The sequence below is a fragment of the Billgrantia lactosivorans genome (assembly GCF_003254665.1).
Classification (GTDB): Bacteria; Pseudomonadota; Gammaproteobacteria; order Pseudomonadales; family Halomonadaceae; genus Halomonas; species Halomonas lactosivorans.
Genome location: NZ_QHGY01000004.1, coordinates 12,287 through 30,922 on the forward strand (window position 1 = coordinate 12,287; position 18,636 = coordinate 30,922).

Here is an 18,636-nt window from a genome sequence, read left to right on the forward strand (position 1 = left end):
ACGGGTCGGCTTGGGCACTGTCTGCCATTTGCCAGACACCCGGCCGGCGGCTAACATCTGCCGACCGGACATGCCTATGCATGTCACCGATCCGCTCGATGCAGCGCAACGTAACTGGAGATTCACATGGCCAATAACGTCGATGTCACCAATGCCAACTTCGAGCAGGAAGTCCTCAAGGCAGAGCAACCCGTGCTGCTGAAGTTCTGGGCCCCCTGGTGCGGCCCTTGCAAGGTCATGGCCCCGGTGATCGACGAGGTTGCCGAAGAGCGTGCCGACAGCCTCAAGGTGGTCAGCATCAATGTCGACGATGCTCCCGAGATCGCTGCCGAGCAGGGCGTGCGGGGCGTGCCCACCGTCATGCTGTTCAAGTCGGGTTCCAAGGTCGCTTCGCTGGTGGGCGCACAGTCCAAGTCACAACTGGTGCAGTTCATCGATCAGAACGCCTGAACGCGGCCAAGTCGTCAACGTTCGTCCCGCCCCGGCTTCGGCCGGGGCGTTTGCGTTTCCGGCGACGACAGGCCCGGCTCGACTTCGATCCGAAACGACGTTCTCTCGTCGATCACGTCACTGACGAACGGGCGCTTTCCCGGCCCCAGCAGGTAGGCGATCCAGCGCGTCTGGGGATGGCTGTCCAGGGCGATCTTCAGGGTCATGGTCAGCACCACCGAGAGCAACATGCCGACCACGCCCAGCAGCCAGCCCCAGACCACCAGCGAGAGAAAGGCGACGAAGGCGGATAGCCCCAGCGCTCGGCCCATCAGGCGTGGCTCGACCAGGTTGCCGAGCACGAAGTTGATGGCCAGGTAGGCCATGGCCAGGCCGAAGGCCGGCAACAGCCCGCCGTCCTGGGCCACCAGCAGCAGCAGTACCGGCGGCACGGCCGCGATGGCCGAGCCGATGTTGGGGATGTAATTGAGCGCGAAGGCCAGCACGCCCCACAGCAGGGGGAAGCCTACCCCGGCAAGGAGGCAGGCCAGCCACGCCATGACACCGGTGAGCAGGCTGACGAACGTCTTGACCGCGAGATAGCGCTTGAGCGTCTGGCTGAATTCCTGGAAGCGCTGCAGGCTGGCTTCCGGATTGTCGAGCGCGCGGGCCACCTTGCGCCGGAAGCTGAGCGTCTCGAACAGCATGAAGATCACCAGCAGCGCCACGACCACGCTCTGCATCAGCAGGTTGCCAAGCCCCCCCAGCAGGGCCGTGAGCCAGCCGCTCTCGTCTTCGGGCTCGACCAGGCCGGCCAGCGTATCGGGGTCGATGGCCAGGCCCATGGCGGCCAGGCTGTCGAGCAGGTTGAGGTAGTGTTCGTAGAGCCGACCCTCGATGCCGGGCAGCGCTTCGATGAAGGTGCCGAAGGCATTGACCGCGAGCAGCCCCACCAGGGAAAGAAAGCCACCGATCACCAGCAGGGTCACCACTACCGCCAGGCGCAGGCCCAGGCCCAGGCGGTGGAGCCAGTTCACCGGCGACGTGCAGATCACGGCGATGAACAACCCCAGCAGGATCGGGATGATCAGGTCGGCGCCGGCACGTATGCCCGCAATGATCACCACCAGCGCCGCCAGGGCCAGCGTCAAGGTGAGCGGGCGTCCGTATCGCACGTTGTCGTCGCGGTGAAGCATGCCATCTATCCCTGGCCGGCGTGTCCTGCTTATCATGACCCTTACCGGGCGTGGGCACAAACCTGCCCGTCTCGGTGATGGCGGGACCAGCCGCGCCCGGCCTTACCGGACCGGCCCCGCTGCCCAGCCCTGCGCGATCCCGCGCGACTTCACCCGTTTGCCGCAAGGAGGCTGACTCGATGCCCTCGATCCGTTTGCGTTGCCTGATGCTGGGCGGTCTGCTGACCGCTCTCCCCCTGCTGGGGGCCGCGGCACAGGCCGAGGAGACCCGCGCCCGCCTGGAGGTTCAGGCCGAATCCCAGCTCGACGTGGTGCCGGACCGCGCCACGCTCAATGCACGGCTGTGGGAGCGCACGCCCGCCGTGGCACGCCACGACGGCGAAACCGATGCCGACGCCTTGCGCCAGGCCCGCGATCGCCTGGAGGAACGCGCCGCCGACCTGATCCGTGCCCTCGAGGCGGCGGGCGTGGAGCGCGACGACATCAGCGCCGGCTCGCTGAGCGTTCAGCCGGAATACGTGCCGGCCCCGCGACGCAGCGATGGTGACGACGACGACATGCTGATGCGCACACGCCTGGATCGCCCCTTCGAGGTCAGGGTCGACGACCTGGAGCGACTGCCGCGCCTGCTCGACGCCCTGACCGCGGCGGGCGTCAACGCCATGGATGGCATCAGCTACGACCTGGCCGACCGCGACGCCGCCACCGACGAGGCGCTGGTACAAGCGCTGGAGAAGGCTCGCCACAAGGCCGACCTGATGGCACGCACCATGGGCGTTTCACTCGGCGCCGTGGCCAGCATCAGCGAGACGCGCGCGCCGATCTACGCACCGCGAATGATGGCGATGAGCGCCGACGCCCGCGAGAGCGCCGGCCAGGCCGAGTACCGCCCCGGCACCATCGTCATCGAGGCGGGCGTCAGCGTCAGCTGGGAGATCGAGAATTGAGGGTGTCGACCCCGCCCAGGTAGGGGCGCAGCGCCTCGGGCACGGTGATGGAGCCATCGGCGTTCTGGTGGTTCTCCATCACCGCGATGAGGCAACGCCCCACCGCCAGGCCCGAGCCGTTGAGGGTGTGCAGCAGCTGCGGCTTCTTCTGCTCGGGATGACGGAAGCGTGCCTGCATGCGCCGCGCCTGGAAGTCCTCGCAGTTCGAGACCGAGGAGATCTCGCGATAGGTCTGCTGGCTCGGCAGCCACACTTCAAGGTCGTAGGTCTTGGCCGCGCCGAAGCCCATGTCGCCGGTACACAGCGTCACCACCCGATAGGGCAGCTCGAGCGCCTGCAGGATCGCCTCGGCGTGGCCGCGCATCTCCTCCAGTGCCGCATAGCTCGTCTCCGGCTCGACCAGTTGCACCATCTCGACCTTGTCGAACTGGTGCTGGCGAATCATGCCGCGGGTGTCGCGGCCGTGGGAGCCCGCCTCGCTGCGGAAGCACGGCGTATGGGCCGTGAGCTTGAGCGGCAGATCCTTGTGATCGAGGATCTCGTCGCGGGCGAAGTTGGTCAGCGGCACTTCGGCGGTGGGGATGAGGTGGAAGTTGCGCTCGTCGTCCAGGCGAAACAGATCCTCGCCGAACTTGGGCAGTTGCCCGGTACCGTACAGCGTGGCCTCGTTGACCAGATAAGGGACGTAGCACTCCTCGTAGCCATGCTCGAGGGTCTGCTTGTCGAGCATGAACTGCGCCAGCGCACGGTGCAGGCGAGCGATCTGGCCGCGCATCACGGCGAAGCGCGAACCGGTCAGCTTGGCGGCGAGCTCGAAGTCCAGCTCGCCCTTGAGCCCGCCGAGATCGACGTGATCGCGTACCTCGAAGTCGAATTCCCGCGGCGTGCCCCAGCGGTGCAGCTCGACGTTGTCCTCCTCGCTCTCGCCCACCGGTACGCTGTCGTGGGGCAGGTTGGGAATGCCGCTGGCCAGCGACTCCCACTCCTCCTGAACTTCGGCCAGCTGGCGCTTGGCGGCATCGAGGCGCTCGCCCAGGTCGCTCACCTCGTCGAGCAGCGGCTGGATGTCCTCGCCGCCGGCCTTGGCCTTGCCGATCGCCTTGGAGCGGGTGTTGCGCTCGTTCTGCAGCGCCTCGGTCTCGGTCTGCAGGTCGCGACGTCGGGACTCCAGCACCTCGAGGCGCTCGCTGTCGAGGGCGAAACCCCGCTTGGCCAATCGTTGGGCGACCGCATCGAGGTCGCTGCGCAGCAGTTTGGGATCGAGCATGGCGTCAAGCCCCTGAGTGAAAGCGAAACGGATAAGACGGAAAACGGCCGAACATTGTAGGCAAAAGGCCGCCAGGGTGCCACGCCGGCGGGAGCCATGGATGCGCGCCACCGCCCTCTCGCGGTAAAGTAGCGGCATTCCCAGCCGACTCGCCCGACGGGCGGCATCCAACGACCGAATACGACTAGCCATGATCGCAAGACTGGACACCGCCGACGCTCCCGTCATCGAGGGCCTGGGCGCGCATTACCTGCGTTTTCTCGAGGCGCTCAGGGCCGCCGGGTTCGAGGGCGAGATCGCCCCGGACTACGCCGACCGCACGGTGCTGGCCACCGACAACTCGATCTATCAGCGCCTGCCCCAGGCCGCGCTGTTCCCGCGCCATGTCGAGGATCTCGAACGTATCGCCCGCCTCGCCGGCGAGTCGTCGCATCGCCGGGTGGTGCTCACGCCCCGCGGTGGCGGCACCGGCACCAACGGCCAGTCACTTACCGACGGCCTGGTGGTGGACGTGTCGCGGCACATGAACCGGATACTGGAGATCGACGTCGAGCGGCGCCGGGTAAGGGTCCAGGCCGGCGTGGTCAAGGATCAGCTCAACGCGGCATTGAAGCCCCATGGGCTGTTCTTCGCCCCGGATCTCTCCACCTCCAATCGCGCCACCCTCGGCGGCATGATCTCCACCGACGCCAGCGGCCAGGGCAGTTGCGAGTATGGCAAGACCCGCGACCACGTGCTCGAGCTCGATACCGTGCTGCTCGGCGGCGAGCGGCTGGTCAGCCGCCCGGTGGACGACGCCGAGCTGGAGACGCTGTGCCACCACCGCGGCGTGATCGGCGCCGCCTACCGCACCGCCCGCGAGATCGTCGACACCCAGCGTGAGCAGATCGCGGCCAAGTTCCCGCCACTCAACCGCTGCCTGACCGGCTACGACCTGGCCCACCTTCGCGATGAGCAGGGCCACCTCGATCTCAACAGCCTGCTGTGCGGCGCCGAGGGCTCGCTGGGCTTCCTCAACGAGGCCGTGCTCAACGTGCTGCCGATCCCCCGGCACTCGACCCTGGTCAACGTGCGCTACGCCGGCTTCATGGACGCCCTGCGCGACGCCAAGGCACTGATGGCGTCCGCCGCCAGCCCCACCTCCATCGAGACGGTGGACGACAAGGTGCTGCTGCTGGCCATGGAGGACTTCGTCTGGGACAGCGTGGCGGCCTTCTTCCCCAGCGACGCGACCTTGGGCACGACCGAGGGTGAAACCGGCACTGCCGGGAACGATACCGCCACCGCCGAGCGGCCGGCGCTGGCCATACGCGGTATCAACCTGATCGAGTTCAACGACGACGACCCCGAGCGGCTCGCCGAGCGCGTCGCCGCCTTCTGCCGCCATCTGCAAGCGGATGAGAGCGTGCCGCGCCTCGGCTACACCCTGGCCGAGGGACGCGCCCAGATCCAGCAGGTCTACGGCATGCGCAAGCGCGCCGTGGGGCTGCTGGGCAATGCCAGGGTCGACGCCAAGGGCGAGAAGCGCCCGATCCCCTTCGTCGAGGACACCGCGGTACCGCCGGAGCACCTCGCCGACTTCATTGCCGAATTCCGCGCCGCGCTGGATGCGCGCGGGCTCAGCTACGGCATGTTCGGCCATGTCGATGCCGGCGTGCTGCACGTGCGCCCCGCCATCGACATGAAGGATCCGCAGCAGGAGCGGCTGATCCGCGAGGTTTCCGACGAAGTGGCCGAGTTGACCCACCAGTACGGCGGCCTGCTGTGGGGCGAGCACGGCAAGGGCGTGCGCTCGGAGTATGCACCCAGGTTCTTCGGCGAACTCTACCCCAGCCTGCAGCGGGTCAAGGCCGCCTTCGATCCGCACAACCAGTTGAACCCCGGCAAGATCGCCACGCCGCTTTGCCCTTCCACGCCACCCGAACCCGTGGAGACCGGCTCACAGGAAGAAACCGTCAAGTGGGTCGACCCGGGCCTGCTGACCATCGACGGCGTGCCCACCCGCGGCCAGTTCGACCGCCAGATCGACCAGCGCGTGTGGCAGGCCCACGCCGCCACGGTCTACTGCAACGGCAACGGCGCCTGCTACAACTACGACCCCGACGACGCCATGTGTCCCTCGTGGAAGGCGACCCGCGATCGCATCCACTCGCCCAAGGGCCGCGCCAGCCTCACCCGCGAGTGGCTGCGCCTGCAGGGCAACGCCGGGGTCGACCTGGTGGAAGAGGCGCGCCGGCAGCGCCAGGAAGGAGCCTGGGGCTTTGTCAAGCGGTTGCCGGCTCGGGTGCGCAACACCTGGCGCCGCCGCGACGAGGCCGACTTCTCCCACGAGGTCTACGACGCCATGGCCGGCTGTCTGGCCTGCAAGTCCTGCGCCGGCCAATGCCCGATAAAGGTCAACGTGCCGGACTCGCGCTCGCAGTTCCTCGAGGCCTACCACGGCCGCTACCTGCGCCCGCTGCGGGACTACCTGATCGGCGGCATGGAATTCTTCGTGCCCTATCTTGCCCACGTTTCGTCGCTCTACAATGCCGCGCTGGGCCAGCGCCTGGTGGACAAGCTGCTGGCCGAGCGGGTAGGTCTGGTCGACAGCCCACGCCTCTCGAGCGCAAGGCTGGCCAGGCAGCTGCGCGCCTGGGGCATCGCCGAGGCGACGCCGACCTCGCTGGGGCTGCTCAGCGAGGCGCAGAAGGCCAGGAGCGTGGTGATCGTGCAGGACGCCTTCACCAGCCACTTCGAAGCCGAACGGGTGATGGACATCGTCGAGCTGCTCTCGCGGCTGGACATCAAGGTGTTCGTCGCACCCTACTCGGCCAATGGCAAGCCGTTGCACGTGCAGGGCTTCCTCGGCGCCTTCGAGCGCACCGCAGCGAAGCAGGCGCGGCGCCTGCGCGCCCTGGCCGAGTTCGGCGTGCCGCTGGTGGGCATCGACCCGGCCATGACGCTGACCTACCGCCAGGAGTACGTGAAGACGCTGGGCCCCGACGCCGTCCCCGACGTGCTGATGCTGCAGGAGTGGCTGGTAACACAGGGTCAGCGCCTGGTGCCGCCTGCGCTCACCCAGGCGCTGGAAAGGCTCGACGACCCGCACTTCCGGCTGCTCTCCCACTGCACCGAGAAGACCAACGCCGCGGGCAGCCCCAAGGCGTGGCAGCAGGTATTCGCCGCCTTCGGCCTCGAGCTGGAGCTCGTCGCCACCGGCTGCTGCGGCATGTCCGGTACCTACGGCCACGAGGCGCGCAACCTCGAGACCTCGAAGACGATCTACGCCCAGTCGTGGCAGCCGGTAATCGAGGACAGGGCGAACCAGGGCCGGCTGCTGGCCACCGGCTACTCTTGCCGCAGTCAGGTCAACCGCCTTTCCGACCAGGACCTGCCGCACCCGCTGCAGGGGCTGCTCAGCCACCTGCGCCGGCTGAGCTGGTAGGCAACCGGGCCGGCGGCCGAGCCGCCGGCTGCCGAGATCGACCGCGCAGGAAGTACAGGAGGCAGGATGTCCCGCACCCTGATCGTCATCGGCCTGTGTATCGTCGCCATCGGCCTCGCCTGGCCATGGCTCTCCAGGCTGCCCCTCGGCCAGTTGCCGGGGGATATCATCATCCGCCGCGAGAACGTCTCGTTCTACTTCCCGATCACCACCATGATCCTGGCGAGTCTGCTGATCTCGGCCTTGCTGTGGCTGCTCAACCGCTAGGCATGGGCTGACCGGTTGACGCGACGGCGGGCCAAGTCGTCAGAACGACTCCCACGCCTTTTCACGGACCGCCGAAGGCCGGGGCGGTGCAAGACTCGGCCGGCTGCGACTCCGGTCAAGCCTTATCAAACTTGAGCAGGTCCCGTCCGAAGCACCTATCCACCTGATAGAAAAAAGTAATCGACCAACCCTTAGGCGGCTCCTAGGCTTACTGAGGCTGGCAGCGATCCCGGATTCGCGAAACGACATGCACCCAACAACAACAGGAGCCGCCATGTTCTCCCCACGCCTGCTTCCCCTTGCCTTGAGCGCAACGGGCGCCATGACGCTGGGCCTCGTCGCTCCCGTGCTTGCCGACGAGCACGAGCCCGCCTGGGCCCAGGGCCGCGCCGCCGAGCTCGAGAACTCCCCCCTCTCTCCCCATGCCACCCCGCTGACGGTGACGCCGGAGGAGGATATCCCCCTCGACCACCTGCGCTTGCCGGACGGCTTCAGCGCCGAGCTGTGGGCGCACGGCATGCCCGGCGCACGCATGATGGCGCTGGGCGACGACGGCACGCTGTTCGTCGGCACACGCAGCATTGGCCGGGTCTATGCCGTGAGGGATGATGGCGACGAGCGGGAGCCCGTGGTCATCGCCGAGGGCCTGACCCAGCCCAACGGGGTCGCCTTTCACGATGGCAGCCTCTACGTGGCGGCGATCAACCGCATCTTCCGCTACGACGACATCGAGTCGCACCTGGCCAGCGGCGACGAGGCGCCCGAGCCCGAGGAGCTGACCGAGGCCTTCGGCCTGCCCGACGACGAGCACCACGGCTGGAAATTCCTCGCCTTTGGCCCGGACGACCGGCTCTACGTGCCGGTCGGCGCGCCGTGCAACGGCTGCGAGGTCGACGAGGACACACACGCCACCATCCACAGCTTCGAGGCGGACGGCAGCGACATGCGCGTCGAGGCACGCGGCGTACGCAACACCGTGGGTTTCGATTTCCACCCCGAAACCGGCGAGCTGTGGTTCACCGACAACAATCAGGACTGGATGGGCGAGCACGGCCCCGGCGACGAGCTCAATCGGCTGAGCGAGCGCGGCGAACACTTCGGTTTCCCGGTATGCCACAGCGTCGGCATCGTCGACCCCGAACGCGGCGACAGCGACGCCTGCGACGGCAAGACGCTGCCTGCGGCAGTGACCGCCCCCCACAGTGCCCCGCTGGGCATGCGCTTCTATACCGGGGAGATGTTCCCCGAGGAGTATCGCGAGGCCATCTTCATCGCCCGCCGCGGCTCTTGGAATCGCACCCTGAGCGTGGGCTACGACGTGCTGGTGGCGAAGCTCTCCGAGGATGGGCAGCGTGCCGACCTGTCGCCCTTCATGGTGGGTCTGCTCGATCCGCGGGAGAACGACTTCTCCGGCCGGCCGGTGGACGTGCTGCAGATGCCCGACGGCGCCCTGCTGGTGTCCGATGAACAGAACGGGGCGATCTATCGGATCAGCTACGACAGCCCCGACTATGTGGAGTGAGGCCATGCGCCGCCATGCGCTCGCGTCGCCCGGGCGGCGCGCCTTGGTCCTGTCGTTGGCCTGGTTCGGCCTGCTGGCCGCGGAAGCCTGGTCGCAGGAGGGGCCGGCGGTCGGCCTGCCGCTGGAGGAGCAGCTCCAGGTATGCGGGGAGTGCCACGGCGAGGACGGCAACTCCGTCGAGGCGGGCATTCCCTCGCTGGCCGGACAGCCCGCCCTCGCCCTGACCAACCAGCTGATCTACTTTCGTGAGCGCCTGCGGCGCAACGAGGTGATGACGCCCCAGGCCGAGGGGCTCACCGACGAGGAGATCCAGACGCTTGCCGAACACTACGCCGAACAGCCCCTGGCAGCCCCCGACGAAGCGCCGGACGAGGAACTGATGGAGCGGGGCCGCGAGCTGGCGCGTGAGCATCGCTGCGCCAGCTGCCACCGCTCCGACTTCTCGGGCAAGGAGCAGATGCCACGCCTCGCCCACCAGCGCGAGGATTATCTGGCCCAGGCCATGCGCGCCTACCGCGAGCGCACACGCGGCGGGCCGGACACCACCATGGTCGAGGTGCTGCTCGAAGTCGATGAGGATGAGATCGACGCGCTGGCCCACTTCCTCGCCCACTTCGAACGTGACTAGCAGACAACCCCGCGGCAAGGTAATGCGCCGCGGGCAGCCGTGGACTGCCGGCGGGGCCGACGCCCCGCCAGGGCTCCATCAGTAGAACAGTCGACGCAGCGCCTCGCCCGGCTCGCCCTCGCGCATGAAGGCTTCACCGACCAGGAAGCCATGGACGTCGTGCTCACGCATGCGCAGCACGTCGCTGCGGGTATGGATACCGGACTCCGTCACCACGGTGACACCCGCCGGGATGCGCGGCAACAGCTCCAGCGTGGTCTCCAGGCGGGTCTCGAAGGTATGCAGGTTGCGGTTGTTGATGCCCACCAGGCCGATACCCAGCTTGAGCGCACGCTCGAGCTCCAGGGCATCGTGCACCTCGACCAGCACGTCCATGCCCAGTGCCGCAGCCTGCTGGTGCAGGTCGGCCATCTGGGCATCCTCCAGCGCGGCGACGATCAGCAGGATGCAGTCGGCGCCGATGGCGCGCGCCTCGCTGACCTGATAGCCATGCACGATGAAGTCCTTGCGAATGACGGGGAGTTCGCAGGCTTCACGCGCCTCGACCAGGAAGTCCTCATGGCCCTGGAAGAAATCGGCATCGGTCAGCACGGAGAGGCAGGTGGCACCGCCGGCGGCATAGCTGGCGGCGATCGCCGCGGGCTGAAAGTTCTCGCGGATCACGCCCCGCGAGGGAGAGGCCTTCTTGATCTCGGCGATCACCGCCGGATCGCCCTCCTCGATGCGCTGGTCGAGCGCCGCGATGAAGCCCCGCGGCGCGCGCTGCCGTTCGGCACGGCGCAAGAGTTCGCTCTCGGGCAGGGCGCGGCGGCGCTCGGCCACCTCCTCGTCCTTGCGTGCCAGGATACGGGTGAGAATGGTCGGGGCGTCCTGCGTCGGGCTCATAGTCTTGTCTCGTTGTGGCGGCAATCGGTTGCCGCGAGGCTTTCAGGAAATCAACACGCGGGTGAAGTCCGCCAGCTCCTTCATCTTCTCCAGCGGCAGCTTGGAGGCCTGGGCATCCTGGGCCATCAACACACCCTCCTTCAGCGTATCGGCAATGCCGGCGCAGTAGAGCGCCGCCCCGGCATTGAGGGAGACGATATCGGCGGCGGGTCCTTCGCCCACCAGTGCCTCGCGCACCAGCCGCAGGCTGTCCTCGGCGCTGACCACCTTGAGTGGCGCCAGCTCCTGGCGCTCGATACCGAACGCCTCGGGCGCGATGGTATAGCGATGGATCTCGCCGTCCTTGAGCTCGGCGACTTGGGTCGGGGCAGCCAGGGAGATCTCGTCCAGCCCGTCATCGGCATGCACCACCATGACGTGACGGCTGCCGAGGTTCTTCAATACCTCGGCCATGAGCGGCACCAGCTCGGCGGAGTAGACGCCCAGCACCTGGTTTGGCGCACCGGCGGGGTTGGTCAGCGGCCCGAGGATGTTGAACAGGGTACGCACGCCCATCTCGCGGCGCGGGCCGATGGCGAAACGCATGGCGGGATGGTGGTTGGGGGCGAACATGAAACCGACCCCCACCTGCTCGATGCAGCGCGCGACCTGCTCCGGCCTGAGGTCCAGGTGGATGCCCGCCATGTCGAACAGGTCGGCGCTGCCGGAGGAGGACGATACGCTGCGGTTGCCGTGCTTGGCCACGTGGGCCCCGGCGGCGGCGGCGACGAAGCTGGAAGCGGTCGAGACATTGAACAGGTTGGCGCCGTCGCCCCCGGTGCCGACGATATCCACCACGTTCTCGGCCACCACATGCACCCGTTTCATCAGCTCGCGCATCACCTGAGCCGCGGCGCCGATCTCCGCGGCGCTCTCGCCCTTCATGGCCAGGCCGACCAGCAGCCCGCCGATCTGGGCATCGGTGGCCTCGCCGGTCATGATCTGCTGCATCACCGAGTGAGTGGCATCGAAACTCAGGTTTTCATGGCGCATCACCGCGGCGATGGCGTCTCGCATCTGCATGGGCAGGAACTCCTCTTTCGTGCGGGTCAGCGACGCTTCAGGAAATTGGCCAGCAGCTCGTGTCCCTGACGGGTCAGGATCGACTCCGGATGGAACTGCACGCCCTCGATATCCAGTTCACGATGGCGCAGCCCCATGATCAGGCCGGGCGTAACGTCGTCCTGGTCGGTCCAGGCCGTCACCTCGAGGCAGTCGGGCAGGCTCTCGGCTGCGACCACCAGGGAATGATAGCGCGTCACCTCGAGCGGGTCCTCGAGGCCGGCGAACACGCCCTGGCCGCGATGGCGAATGCGCGAGGTCTTGCCATGCATTACCTGGGGCGCACGCCCCACCTTGCCGCCGAAGACCTGACCGATCGCCTGGTGGCCCAGGCAGATGCCGAGGATCGGCAGGCGCCCGGCGAAGTGCTCGATGGCCGAGAGCGAGATGCCGGCCTCGTTGGGCGTGCAGGGTCCCGGCGAGATCACCAGGTGGCTCGGCGCCAGCGCCTCGATCTCTTCCAGCGTGATGGCATCGTTGCGATAGGTGGCCACGTCGGCCCCCAGTTCGCCCAGATACTGCACGACATTGAAGGTGAAGCTGTCGTAATTGTCGATCATCAGCACGGACATGGCGTAGGGTCCTGTTCAAGCGATTCTTTCACGGTATCTCGGGTTGCTCGGCCAGCCGTGCAGGGTCTGCTTCGGATACAAAAAAGCCGCCCCGACGGCGGCATTTTCTTCAGTCGTCAGCGTGCCGCCCCTCGCTCAGGAGCGCCACCACTGGATCGAATTCGGCATGTGGACGTTTGCGTTCATGTCGCAATAGTGCCGCCGTGGCGGCGGGGCTGTCAACGCAAGATGGCGGCGCGGCGCGTTGTCGGCCGCAGTGGAGCCGGTCGCCGCCGCGGCTGGCAAGCCACCCCCCCAATCTCTATCATCGGAGCACGTGCGCAACCGCTATAAGGAGATTGACGATGCGCTTTCCCCGCCGTGCCTGTGCCTGGCTGGCTCTACCTGTCGCCGCCATGCTCGGTGGCGTCTCATCAGCCGCAGCCAATCCCAAGGTGGTCGCGAGTTTTTCGGTCCTTGGCGATCTGGTCAATCAGGTCGGGGGTAACGATATCGAACTGGTGGTACTGGCACCCCACGGTGCCGAAGTGCACGACTGGGAACTGACACCGGACAGCTTCATCGCCCTGGAGGACGCCGACCTCATCTTCTACAACGGCTACCAGCTCGAGCAGTGGATGCGTCAGGTACACGCCACGGTGGGCAACCGGGCACCGCTGGTGGCGCTTGCCGAGGCGACGGAATTCCCGACCCAGCCGATCATCACCGGCGAATTAACCGGCGAACCGGACCCGCACCTGTGGATGGACCCTCGCGCGGTCGCGGCCTACATGCAGGAGATTGCCGATCAACTGGCCGAGCTGCATCCCCAGGCGGCCGACAACTTCCAGGCCAGGGCCAGTGCCGCCCAGGAGAAGCTCGCCGCGCTGCACGACGAGGTGAGCGAATTGCTGGCGGCGATTCCCGAGGAGCAGCGGATCCTGATCACGACCGAGGCGGCATTCGTCTATTTCGCCGACGCCTACGGCTTTCGCCATGACGGGGTCTGGGGCAGCAACCTCGAGGTCGAAGGCTCGCCCCCCCAGGCCCAGCGTATCGTCGAGCGGGTCGAGGAGGCCCGTCCGGTCGCGCTGTTCTGGGAGAGCACTCGGTCGGACCGCGACATCCGCGTGATTGCCTCCGAGACGGATAGTGCGACTGCCGGCCCGCTCTACGTCGATTCCCTCGGCGAGCCCGATGGTGACGCCTCGAATTACGTCGCCATGATGCGCCACAACGCCAGGCTGATTCGCCGCGCCCTGCTCGAAGAGGCACCGGATGAAAAGGATCCCGAACGGGACCAGGACACCAGCGAGGACGGGTGAACGCCAGCCCGACTGCAAGCGGCCCTGGCCTCCGATCACCCGCAGAACAGGGCCGCTGTCGCGCAAGGACACCTAGAGGTTGTCCAGCCCTCTCTCGGCCATGGCCACCGCACGGAAGATGGCGCGCCCCTTGTTGAGGGTCTCCTGCCACTCGAGTTCGGGCACGGAGTCGGCAACCACGCCGGCCCCGGCCTGCACATGAAGCTCGCCGTCCTTGATCACCGCCGTGCGGATGGCGATCGCGGTGTCCATGTTGCCGTGCCACGACAGGTAGCCGACCGCGCCGGAGTAGATGCCGCGCTTGACCGGCTCGAGCTCATCGATGATCTCCATGGCGCGGATCTTGGGTGCCCCCGACAGGGTGCCGGCGGGAAAGGTGGCGCGTAGCACGTCCATGGCGGAAAAGCCCGGCTTGAGCCGCCCGGTGACGTTGGAGACGATGTGCATCACATGGGAATAGCGCTCCACGGCCATCTGGTCGGTGACCTGTACCGAGCCCGTCTCGCAGATCCGCCCCACGTCGTTGCGCCCCAGGTCGATCAGCATGAGGTGCTCGGCGATCTCCTTGGGATCGGCCAGCAGCTCGGCCTCGAGCGCACGATCCTCCTCCTCGGTCTTGCCGCGCACGCGGGTGCCGGCGATCGGGCGCACCGTGACCTCGCCGTCCTCGAGCCGAGTGAGGATCTCGGGGGAGGAGCCCACCACATGGTGATCGCCCAGGTTGAAGAAGAACATGTAGGGCGAGGGGTTGAGGCTGCGCAGCGCGCGGTAGAGGTCGAGCGGCGGCGCCTGGTAGGGGATCGACATGCGCTGCGAGGGCACGCACTGCATCACGTCGCCGGCCAGCACGTACTCCTTGATTCTCTCCACCGCCGCCTTGAAGCCGGTCTCGGTGAAGCCCGAGGTGAAGTGGCCCTCCTCCACCGCACTGCGCCCGCTGCCGGGGCTCGCGGCATTGACGACCGCCGTGCGCAGACGCCGCTCGAGGCTCTCGAGCCGCGCCAAGGCTGCGGCATGGGCATCCACGCTGGTCGGGTCGGCATGGGTCCATAGCGTCAACCGGCCCGAAAGGTTGTCGAATACCACCAGTTCGTCGCACACCATCAGCAGGATGTCCGGCACGCCCAGCGGATCGGGCTTCTCGACGCCACGCAGACGCGGTTCGATGTAGCGGATGGTGTCGTAGCCGAAATAGCCCACCAGGCCGCCGTCGAAGCGCGGCTGGTCGTCGAGGTCGGGCACGCGGAAACGCGCCTGGAACTGCTCGATCCAGGCCAGCGGGTCCTCCACCTCCACGCGCTCGAGGCATTCGCCTTGGCGAAAGTGGCTGACGCGGAAGCCGCGCACTTCGATCCGCTCCTGGCACGGCAGCCCGATGATCGAGTAGCGCCCCCATTTCTCGCCGCCCTGCACCGATTCGAGCAGGAAGGTCCAGGGCTCGTCGGCCAGCTTCAGGTAGGTGGAGAGCGGCGTGTCGAGGTCGGCGAGCACCTCGCGGGTGACGGGAATGCGGTTGTAGCCGGCCTCGGCCAGCGCGCGGAAACGTTCGGGAGTCATCATGACCGGTTCCTCGGATACGACGGTGACGGGAGGGAAAGCGTCAGGGGGTGTCGGCGAGCCTCACCATCGCCAGCTGGCAGGCTGGCCAGCCAACGGCACCGTCGAGGTGGCGGCCCACAACAGGCTGTTTCGTTCAGAGGAGGGGTCATGCAGCATCGTGCTGTCCATCGAAGCGTGTCCCGCAGGATAGGCAAACGGTATGAAACCGAGGTCATTGACAGGGCTAGAGAATCGACCCTAAACGAGTTCCGCCAGTGAATCAACCAGCGCATCCGGCCGGCTGTCGCGGATCGGCTCGCCGTGGTTGTACCCATAGGGCACCGCCAGGGTGCGGAAACCGGCGGCCCGGCCGGCGGCCACGTCATGGCGCGAGTCGCCCACCATCAGGCAGGCCCGAGGAGGCTGTCGGAAATGCGCGGCCACGTGCAGCAACGGTGCCGGGTCGGGCTTCTTCTGCGGCAGGCTGTCGCCGCCCAGCCAGAGCGCGAAATGTCGCTCGAGGCCGAACTGAGACAGGATCGGCCGAATGAAGGCGAACGGCTTGTTGGTCACCAGCACCAGCGGCAGCTCCCGCCCACGCAGCGCGTCCAGGCACTCGCGCACCCCCGGGTAGAGCTGGGTGCGAGAGCCGGGGTCGCGCCCGTAGTGCTCGAGAAAGGCCTCATGGCCGCGGGCCAGGAGCGCCTCACCGGGTGGGCCGCCCGCTGCATGGGCCAGCGCCCTTTCCATCAACTTGAGCGAGCCGTTGCCCACCCAGTCGCGCACCCGCGCCTCGCCGGCCGGTGGCAGACCGAGCGCGTCGAGGGCGGCATCCACGGCCACGGCGAGGTCGGGTACCGAATCGACCAGGGTGCCGTCGAGGTCGAAGGTGACCAGACGAATATCGGTGAGGATCGGGTGCATGGGAATGCCGGACGGGCCCTCGCGGTTGGTAGCGGAAAGATGCCGGCATGGTACCCGGCCGCGAGGGCGATGCCTACTTCGCCGCCGGGGGGCCGCGACGAGAAGGCGCCCCCTCGCCCGGCCCCCGCCTGACAATCCCGTGCTGGCAAGCGCCCTTCCTGCCCGGGCCATGCGTCGATCTCACTCCTCGTCGGGCTGGGCGGGCTCCCGGTAGGAGATGCGGTAGAGCGCACCGGCCAGGTCGTCGGAGACCAGCAGCGAGCCGTCGCGCAGTTGGGCAACATCCACCGGTCGTCCCAGATACTCGCCGTTCTCGTCGAGCCAGCCCTCGGCGAAGGGCACGGTGTCGCCGGTCACGTTGCCCTCGGCATCGACCGGGGTAAACATGACGCGGGCACCGATGGGCTCGGTGCGGTTCCAGGAGCCGTGCTGGGCGGAGAAGATGCCGCCCCGATACTCCTCGGGGAACATCCTGCCGGTGTAGAACATCATCCCCAGGTCGGCCGCATGGGCGTCGGTCTCCACCACCGGGAAGACGACGTCTTCCGGCACCTCATCGTTCTTGTACTCGTTGGTGCGCACGTCGCCGCCGCCATACCAGGGGAAGCCGAAGTTCTGGCCGGCGGCGGTCTGGCGATTGATCTCTCCCGGCGGAATGTCGTCGCCCATGCCGTCCACCTGGTTGTCGGTGAACCACAGCTCGCCGGTCTCGGGGTGGAAGTCCTGGCCCACCGAGTTGCGGATGCCGTAGCTGTAGACCTCGCGACCGCTGCCGTCCTGCCCGACACGGATGATGCCGCCGATGCCGACCTCGTTGAACGTTTCCATGTGCTCTTCGGGCGGCACGTTGTAAGGCTGGCCCAGGGAGATATAGAGCTTGCCGTCCGGACCGACGTCGCAGACGCGCGCCGTGTGGTTGTAGCTGACGAACTCCTCGGGGATGAGTTCGCCACCGGCGATAACCGGCACGGCCACCACGTCGGGGCTCTCGTAGAAGAATTCCGCCGCCGGGTAGGCCAGCACGCGATTCTGCTCGGCGATGTAGAGCACGCCGTCCTGCGAGAAGCAGGGCCCGTTGGGGATCGCCTTGGCCAGCGACGGGGCGAAGTTCTTCACCTCGTCGGCGACCCGGTTCTTGCTGCGATCCGTCACCGCCCACACCTCCTTCTTGCGGGTGCCGACGAAGGTGACCACTCCCTGGGGGCCGACCGCCATGTGGCGGGCATCGGGCACCAGGGCGTAGAGCTCGATGGAGAAGCCTTCCGGCAGGCGAATGCGCTGCAACGTCTGGCGGATCGCCTCGGCGGCCGGGCCATTCTGCTCGACGGTGATGAAGTCGGTGGTACCGGTCGTCTGGAAGGCGCCGAGACGCTCGAGGGTATCGTCGTCGGCGGCCTGGGCAGGGGCGAGGGAGAGTGCCACCGCCGCGGCGGCGACACCCGCAGAGAGGGCGTTCTTGTCCATTGTTGTGGCCTCCGGTCACGGGTCGGGATCGACCTGTAACAGTGAGTAAAGCAGGTCCCGAAGAAGCGTCAAGTCGTCACTCTGCCCCTTCGCGGGAGCCGCTCGCTCGGCGCAGGCCGCACTGATCGAGCGCTTACCTCCGGCCGCCCCTCAAGCGGCATGGCCCCGCCGTTACGGGCTGCCGCGGCGGGACAGCCAGGCCCGCTTGTCCGTGGCGGAGAGCCGCTTCACCACTGCCTCGAGGCGCAGCGCCTCGCTGCGGCTGCCCACCGCCTCCTGATGGCGCAGCAGCAGCGGCCCGCGGCCGCGCAGCGCCTTGGCGCCACGCCCGGCCGCGTGCTCCGCGAGGCGCCGCGCGACGTCGGTGGTAATGCCGGTATAGAGCGCCCCGCCGGCGGTCTCGACGACGTAGAGATACCAGCAGGGGGACGAGGGCGAGCTCACCGCACCATGGCGAGCTGCTCGCGGAAGGCGCGCATGACGCTGTCGTAGCGATGCGGGTCACCATCGCGGCCGGCCTGGAACACCGCCGAGCCGGCGACGAAGGTATCGGCCCCGGCTCGAGCGATCTCGGCGATGTTGTCGACCTTGACGCCGCCGTCGATCTCGAGGCGAATGTCGCGCCCCGAGGCCTCGATGCGGCGGCGCGCCTCGCGCAGCTTGTCGAGCGTGCCCGGGATGAAGGCCTGGCCGCCGAAGCCGGGGTTGACGCTCATCAGCAGGATCATGTCGACCTTGTCCATCACGTAGTCGAGGTAGGACAGGGGGGTTGCCGGGTTGAACACCAGACCGGCCAGACAGCCGCCGCTGCGGATCAGCTGCAGCGAGCGATCGATATGCTCCGAGGCCTCGGGGTGGAAGGTGATGTAGGTCGCCCCGGCCTCGATGAAGTCGCCGATCAGCCGATCCACCGGCTTGACCATCAGGTGGGCGTCGATGGGGGCGGTGACGCCGTGCCTGCGCAGCGCCTGGCACACCATGGGACCGATGGTCAGGTTGGGCACGTAGTGGTTGTCCATCACGTCGAAGTGGACGATGTCCGCCCCGGCGGCCAGCACGTTGTCCACCTCCTCGCCCAGGCGGGCGAAGTCGGCGGAGAGGATGGAGGGGGCGATCAGGAAGTCGCGGTTCGGGTCGCTCATCGAAAAATCAGCCATCGCACGG

At 67.6% G+C, this 18,636-nt stretch carries 17 protein-coding genes; 7 read left to right on the forward strand and 10 right to left on the reverse strand.

Features of this window, described 5'->3' with window-relative positions:
• Positions 1-126 precede the first annotated feature (126 nt).
• Entirely contained in the window at positions 127-450 is a 324-nt protein-coding gene (gene trxA, locus DIS04_RS10560) for a thioredoxin (RefSeq protein ID WP_111413742.1), read from the forward strand.
• Positions 451-464: 14 nt separating this feature from the next.
• On the opposite strand, the gene DIS04_RS10565 is transcribed toward trxA, so the two are convergent.
• Entirely contained in the window at positions 465-1,625 is a 1,161-nt protein-coding gene (locus DIS04_RS10565) for an AI-2E family transporter (protein WP_111413743.1), read from the reverse strand.
• Between the two features lie 179 nt (positions 1,626-1,804).
• Here DIS04_RS10565 and DIS04_RS10570 point away from each other — a divergent pair, with 179 nt between their 5' ends.
• Positions 1,805-2,572 carry an SIMPL domain-containing protein gene (locus DIS04_RS10570; protein WP_111413744.1) on the forward strand — a complete coding sequence of 256 codons (768 nt, stop codon included), beginning with the start codon at positions 1,805-1,807 and terminating at the stop codon, positions 2,570-2,572.
• On the opposite strand, the gene serS is transcribed toward DIS04_RS10570, so the two are convergent.
• Entirely contained in the window at positions 2,550-3,839 is a 1,290-nt protein-coding gene (serS, locus tag DIS04_RS10575; protein WP_111413745.1) for a serine--tRNA ligase, read from the reverse strand. The two genes, DIS04_RS10570 and serS, sit on opposite strands and share 23 nt — an antisense overlap.
• A gap of 190 nt (positions 3,840-4,029) precedes the next feature.
• On the opposite strand from serS, the gene ydiJ reads away from it, so the two are divergent.
• The 4 genes from ydiJ (at position 4,030) to DIS04_RS10595 (ending at position 9,683) form a co-directional block, all read left to right on the forward strand.
• Positions 4,030-7,266, forward strand: a complete 3,237-nt coding sequence (gene ydiJ / locus DIS04_RS10580; protein ID WP_111413746.1) for a D-2-hydroxyglutarate dehydrogenase YdiJ — start codon at positions 4,030-4,032, stop codon at positions 7,264-7,266.
• A 66-nt stretch (positions 7,267-7,332) separates the two neighbouring features.
• Positions 7,333-7,533 carry a DUF2905 domain-containing protein gene (locus DIS04_RS10585; protein WP_111413747.1) on the forward strand — a complete coding sequence of 67 codons (201 nt, stop codon included), beginning with the start codon at positions 7,333-7,335 and terminating at the stop codon, positions 7,531-7,533.
• 274 nt (positions 7,534-7,807) lie between these two features.
• A complete protein-coding gene (locus tag DIS04_RS10590) occupies positions 7,808-9,055 on the forward strand; it encodes a PQQ-dependent sugar dehydrogenase (protein WP_179951254.1) in 1,248 nt (415 codons plus the stop codon).
• A 4-nt stretch (positions 9,056-9,059) separates the two neighbouring features.
• Positions 9,060-9,683, forward strand: a complete 624-nt coding sequence (locus tag DIS04_RS10595) for a c-type cytochrome (RefSeq protein ID WP_111413748.1) — start codon at positions 9,060-9,062, stop codon at positions 9,681-9,683.
• 78 nt (positions 9,684-9,761) lie between these two features.
• Here the strand turns inward: DIS04_RS10595 and trpC are convergent, their stop codons facing one another.
• From trpC to DIS04_RS10610, 3 genes are read right to left on the reverse strand one after another with little or no spacing between them, the layout of a single operon-like run.
• The gene (gene trpC / locus DIS04_RS10600) at positions 9,762-10,568 is read right to left on the reverse strand and encodes an indole-3-glycerol phosphate synthase TrpC (protein WP_111413749.1); all 807 of its coding nucleotides are present in this window, start codon (positions 10,566-10,568) and stop codon (positions 9,762-9,764) included.
• Positions 10,569-10,610: 42 nt separating this feature from the next.
• Positions 10,611-11,630: an anthranilate phosphoribosyltransferase gene (gene trpD, locus DIS04_RS10605; protein WP_111413750.1), complete on the reverse strand. Its 1,020-nt coding sequence runs from the start codon at positions 11,628-11,630 to the stop codon at positions 10,611-10,613.
• A gap of 26 nt (positions 11,631-11,656) precedes the next feature.
• Positions 11,657-12,241: an anthranilate synthase component II gene (locus DIS04_RS10610; protein WP_111413751.1), complete on the reverse strand. Its 585-nt coding sequence runs from the start codon at positions 12,239-12,241 to the stop codon at positions 11,657-11,659.
• Positions 12,242-12,585: 344 nt separating this feature from the next.
• Here DIS04_RS10610 and DIS04_RS10615 point away from each other — a divergent pair, with 344 nt between their 5' ends.
• Entirely contained in the window at positions 12,586-13,545 is a 960-nt protein-coding gene (locus tag DIS04_RS10615) for a metal ABC transporter solute-binding protein, Zn/Mn family (protein ID WP_111413752.1), read from the forward strand.
• A 72-nt stretch (positions 13,546-13,617) separates the two neighbouring features.
• Here the strand turns inward: DIS04_RS10615 and trpE are convergent, their stop codons facing one another.
• The 5 genes from trpE to rpe all read right to left on the reverse strand — a co-directional run bounded on the left by trpE (position 13,618) and on the right by rpe (position 18,614).
• A complete protein-coding gene (gene trpE, locus DIS04_RS10620) occupies positions 13,618-15,102 on the reverse strand; it encodes an anthranilate synthase component I (protein ID WP_111414038.1) in 1,485 nt (494 codons plus the stop codon).
• Positions 15,103-15,342: 240 nt separating this feature from the next.
• Entirely contained in the window at positions 15,343-16,008 is a 666-nt protein-coding gene (locus DIS04_RS10625; protein ID WP_111413753.1) for a phosphoglycolate phosphatase, read from the reverse strand.
• Between the two features lie 180 nt (positions 16,009-16,188).
• Positions 16,189-17,472, reverse strand: coding sequence for a PQQ-dependent sugar dehydrogenase (locus DIS04_RS10630; protein ID WP_111413754.1), 1,284 nt, complete (start codon positions 17,470-17,472; stop codon positions 16,189-16,191).
• A gap of 171 nt (positions 17,473-17,643) precedes the next feature.
• Entirely contained in the window at positions 17,644-17,916 is a 273-nt protein-coding gene (locus tag DIS04_RS10635; protein ID WP_111413755.1) for a GIY-YIG nuclease family protein, read from the reverse strand.
• Positions 17,913-18,614 (reverse strand): ribulose-phosphate 3-epimerase, encoded by a 702-nt coding sequence (gene rpe / locus DIS04_RS10640; RefSeq protein WP_111413756.1) that lies wholly within the window; start codon positions 18,612-18,614, stop codon positions 17,913-17,915. The genes DIS04_RS10635 and rpe overlap by 4 nt, the downstream gene beginning before the upstream one ends.
• Positions 18,615-18,636 lie beyond the last annotated feature (22 nt).

Bases quoted from the DNA above. Each gene is read 5' to 3' on its own strand.
- trxA (WP_111413742.1), top strand. From the start codon at position 127: ATGGCCAATAACGTCGATGTCACCAATGCCAACTTCGAGCAGGAAGTC.
- DIS04_RS10565 (WP_111413743.1), bottom strand. From the start codon at position 1,625: ATGCTTCACCGCGACGACAACGTGCGATACGGACGCCCGCTCACCTTG.
- DIS04_RS10570 (WP_111413744.1), top strand. From the start codon at position 1,805: ATGCCCTCGATCCGTTTGCGTTGCCTGATGCTGGGCGGTCTGCTGACC.
- serS (WP_111413745.1), bottom strand. From the start codon at position 3,839: ATGCTCGATCCCAAACTGCTGCGCAGCGACCTCGATGCGGTCGCCCAA.
- ydiJ (WP_111413746.1), top strand. From the start codon at position 4,030: ATGATCGCAAGACTGGACACCGCCGACGCTCCCGTCATCGAGGGCCTG.
- DIS04_RS10585 (WP_111413747.1), top strand. From the start codon at position 7,333: ATGTCCCGCACCCTGATCGTCATCGGCCTGTGTATCGTCGCCATCGGC.
- DIS04_RS10590 (WP_179951254.1), top strand. From the start codon at position 7,808: ATGTTCTCCCCACGCCTGCTTCCCCTTGCCTTGAGCGCAACGGGCGCC.
- DIS04_RS10595 (WP_111413748.1), top strand. From the start codon at position 9,060: ATGCGCCGCCATGCGCTCGCGTCGCCCGGGCGGCGCGCCTTGGTCCTG.
- trpC (WP_111413749.1), bottom strand. From the start codon at position 10,568: ATGAGCCCGACGCAGGACGCCCCGACCATTCTCACCCGTATCCTGGCA.
- trpD (WP_111413750.1), bottom strand. From the start codon at position 11,630: ATGCAGATGCGAGACGCCATCGCCGCGGTGATGCGCCATGAAAACCTG.
- DIS04_RS10610 (WP_111413751.1), bottom strand. From the start codon at position 12,241: ATGTCCGTGCTGATGATCGACAATTACGACAGCTTCACCTTCAATGTC.
- DIS04_RS10615 (WP_111413752.1), top strand. From the start codon at position 12,586: ATGCGCTTTCCCCGCCGTGCCTGTGCCTGGCTGGCTCTACCTGTCGCC.
- trpE (WP_111414038.1), bottom strand. From the start codon at position 15,102: ATGACTCCCGAACGTTTCCGCGCGCTGGCCGAGGCCGGCTACAACCGC.
- DIS04_RS10625 (WP_111413753.1), bottom strand. From the start codon at position 16,008: ATGCACCCGATCCTCACCGATATTCGTCTGGTCACCTTCGACCTCGAC.
- DIS04_RS10630 (WP_111413754.1), bottom strand. From the start codon at position 17,472: ATGGACAAGAACGCCCTCTCTGCGGGTGTCGCCGCCGCGGCGGTGGCA.
- rpe (WP_111413756.1), bottom strand. From the start codon at position 18,614: ATGAGCGACCCGAACCGCGACTTCCTGATCGCCCCCTCCATCCTCTCC.